Origin of the sequence: Hydrocoleum sp. CS-953, assembly GCF_002260545.1 — a bacterium.
Classification (GTDB): domain Bacteria; phylum Cyanobacteriota; class Cyanobacteriia; order Cyanobacteriales; family Microcoleaceae; genus Trichodesmium.
Genome location: NZ_LGSU01000534.1, coordinates 1 through 3,527, shown reverse-complemented (window position 1 = coordinate 3,527; position 3,527 = coordinate 1). Strand labels below are relative to the sequence as shown.

Below are 3,527 nucleotides of genomic sequence, written 5' to 3'. Positions count from 1 at the left end.
TATATTATCTATTCCCTGTTCCCTGTTCCATGTTCCCTACTACCGCAAAAAATATATATCTTTTTCGGAGAGGTCTATTGATGATTTATTCGGGATAATTGATTTAATTTTTGATTACCGGAGATGTCTATTTTAATATCAGCTAGTTCTAAAATATATTCGTCTATTTAACTGTTTTTACAATCCCACAAATCTTCTAATAAACTATACAAAACAGGAACTACAATTAAACTCAATAATGTAGAAGTAATCAACCCGCCAATAATTGCCACAGCTAAAGGTTGTCGTAATTCTGCTCCTGCTCCTAATCCCAGAGCGATCGGCAACATCCCTAAAACGGTGGAACTTGTGGTCATCAAAATTGGTCGCAGTCGCACTACTCCAGTTTCCAAAATTGCCTCTCTCCGCTCTAACCCAGACTGACGCAACTGATTAATATAATCCATCAACAACAAGGCATTTTTGTCGAGCAAACCAAGGAGAAAAATTAGACCTAATAAAGAAATAACACCAAAATCACTTTGAGTAACTAACAACCCTAACATTGCTCCCACAATAGATAGAGGCAAACACAAACCTACTACCAAAGGTTCTAAAAGTCTACCAAAAAGTAAAAATAGCACTGTCAACATACAGACAACAGACAAACCTAACGTCACGGCAAAACTACCAAATACTTCTCCTACTCTCAAAGAATCTCCTCCCAAATCTAACTCGACACCATCTGGTAAAATAGGTTGAGCTACCTCTACTGCCAAATCAATAGCATCCGCTAATCCTAAACCATCAGAGAGATTAGCAGTAATATACACAACCTGTTTCAAACCGCGACGACTGATTTCTATCGGGTTATCAAAATTCTGAAACTGAGACGTTATAGTTATGTCTACAAAACCTGGTATTTTTTGAATCTGAGTTTGAATTTCCGTAGCAGTATTGTGAAGAATTTCCCGGTTATCTCCCAATAGCATTATTTCAAAAGGTTTTCCTGCACCAGTCTCCACAAAAGGAATATCCTCAACACTGATAGTAACTTTTTCTAATTCTGATAAAGCAGTACGAGTTTGCTCTTGTACTTGGGCAGTGGTTAGCGATCGCTCTTTTTTGAGTTTCACATACACTTTACCACGATTTGGCTCACCCTGGAAACCTGCAATAGTAAAAACAGACTCTACTTCTGGGGAAGATAAAACAATTTTCTCAATTTGTTGAGCTATTCTTCGAGATTTTCTTAACAATATTCTGGTCGGAGAGTTGGTTATATCGCTCATCCAATTAAATGCACCTTCCCCAAAAATTGAGTTTTCAGGAGGCGGTTTAATTTCTTGGGGAGGGGGAGATTTTTCAGTATTAGTGGTAAAAGTAGGTAGAGGATAAGAATAGGTAATATTAAATTCGCCTCGGTCGAGTTGGGGTGTTAACCCTTTAGGAATTAGAGGAATCATTGCTACACCAGCGACAAAACTAAATAAAGCTATGGCGATGACAATTTTGCGATGGTCTAGCGACCAGTTAAGTAATTTTTGATATTGATTAGATAAAATCTTCTCAAATAAGAAACCGGGTTTATTATCCCCATCCTTCAAATCACCAAATTTCTCTGATAAACCCGGTTTCTCCCTAACTCCTTTTCGTTGCCAAAANAAGAAACCGGGTTTATTATCCCCATCCTTCAAATCACCAAATTTCTCTGATAAACCCGGTTTCTCCCTAACTCCTTTTCGTTGCCAAAACAAGAAACCGGGTTTATTATCCCCATCCTTCAAATCACCAAATTTCTCTGATAAACCCGGTTTCTGAGTAACTTCCTCCTGACTCCTGACTCCTGACTCCTGACTCCTAAATTCATTCAACCACCAACTTGCCAATACCGGCGATAAAGTGCGAGCAACCAATAAAGAAATTAATACTGCTGCCGAAACCGTCAAACCAAAAGGTTGAAAAAATTGACCGAGAGTATCTCCCATAAAAGCAACTGGCAGAAATACTGCTGCAATAGTGCAAGTAGAAGCAACAACAGTTAAACCTATTTCATCAGTACCAGAAATTGCTGCTTGTTTAGGAGTTTCTCCTGCTTCAAGATGTCTAGCAATATTTTCTACATCCACAATAGCATCATCAACAATAATTCCAATAATTATTGCCAATGCTAGCAGAGTAATAGTTTCTAAATTAAATCCAAATATTGCCATGACAATACAAGTACCTAATAAAGAAATAGGTATTGCCAAAGCTGTAATCATTGTTGCAGTCAAATTCCGTAAGAATGGAAAAATGACTGCCACTGCCAAAATAATTCCTAATAACAAAGCATCAATAGTAGCTTGGGTTGCCTCCTGAATATAATCTGCTTGAGTTTCTGCTAAGACAAGTTTAATTTCAGGTAAGTCAGACTGCAATTTTACTACAGTTGCTTCTACCTTACTCACGACTTCTAGAGTATTAGCATCAGCACGTTTAACTACTTGAAAAGCTATCGCATTTTTANGAATATAATCTGCTTGAGTTTCTGCTAAGACAAGTTTAATTTCAGGTAAGTCAGACTGCAATTTTACTACAGTTGCTTCTACCTTACTCACGACTTCTAGAGTATTAGCATCAGCACGTTTAACTACTTGAAAAGCTATCGCATTTTTAGCATTGAAACTAACTAGAGTTGGGGGAGAAGTAGAGATTAAATTTTCATTATCTTTTTGTTTTCGGGAAGCATCGCCCAGTAGATTAACTTTTAAAACTCCTGGTAATTCGGCAATAGTAGGAATAATTTGATTTTGGGCAATTTTAGTTAATTCTTTCAGAGTTTTACTCTCACTGGTAATGGCGTAACTAATAGCTGCTGACTCATTTAAGTCGAGACTAATTATTTCTAAACTTGTTTCTGGAGGTAGAGTTACTTGTTTGAGAGCAGTTTCCACATTTGCTGTTGCCGAGCTTAAATTGTAGAGAGTGCTAAAAGCCATATTTATCACTGCTTGACCTGGATATGTTGAGGAACGCAATTCATACATCCCTTCTGTTTCCAGGTTTTTGACAGCATTTTCAATAGGGGCAGTAATTTCTCTTTCTGTTTCTGTAGCGGTGTCAAAACTTGCTTTTGCTTGTATCACCACTACGGGAAAACTGACCTCTGGAAATAAAGCATATTTGAGACTACTAAAAGCAAATAATCCTGCTATAGTTACAGTTAACCAAAAACAGATAGTTAACCAAGGTTTAGCGATCGCCCACCGAGAAATATTCCAGCGCCGTCGCAGATTTTTTACTGAAGATTGTTTCATATAAATTCGGTAGCATTGGTATAATTAGATAGTTAATTAGGAGTCAGAAGTCAGGAGTCAGGAGAGAAGAGAATTTAGAAATATTTGTTGGCACACAGAGAAATATTCTTTGATACCACAATAGTTGATTTTCAGCGATCATAAATTAAAATTATTATTGTTTAGAGAAAGTACAACTGATGGGGTAAATATTTTTTCCTTGTTCCTTCCCCATCTCCCCATCTCCCCATCTCCCCATCTCCCTATCTC

The 3,527-nt window shown here is 37.3% G+C and carries 3 protein-coding genes; all 3 read right to left on the bottom strand.

The features are described 5' to 3' along the window. Window positions 1–167 precede the first annotated feature (167 nt). Entirely contained in the window at window positions 168–1,271 is a 1,104-nt protein-coding gene (locus AFK68_RS41085) for an efflux RND transporter permease subunit (RefSeq protein WP_246844016.1), read from the bottom strand. A gap of 373 nt (window positions 1,272–1,644) precedes the next feature. After that, on the bottom strand, window positions 1,645–2,477 hold an 833-nt coding region (locus AFK68_RS41080), incomplete at its 3' end, for an efflux RND transporter permease subunit (protein WP_246844015.1). An 11-nt stretch (window positions 2,478–2,488) separates the two neighbouring features. Further along, on the bottom strand, window positions 2,489–3,278 hold a 790-nt coding region (locus AFK68_RS41075), incomplete at its 3' end, for an efflux RND transporter permease subunit (protein WP_246844014.1). Window positions 3,279–3,527: the final 249 nt, after the last annotated feature.

Excerpts from the sequence above, each read along its gene's own strand:
- AFK68_RS41085 (WP_246844016.1), bottom strand. The coding sequence starts at position 1,271 with ATGAGCGATATAACCAACTCTCCGACCAGAATATTGTTAAGAAAATCT.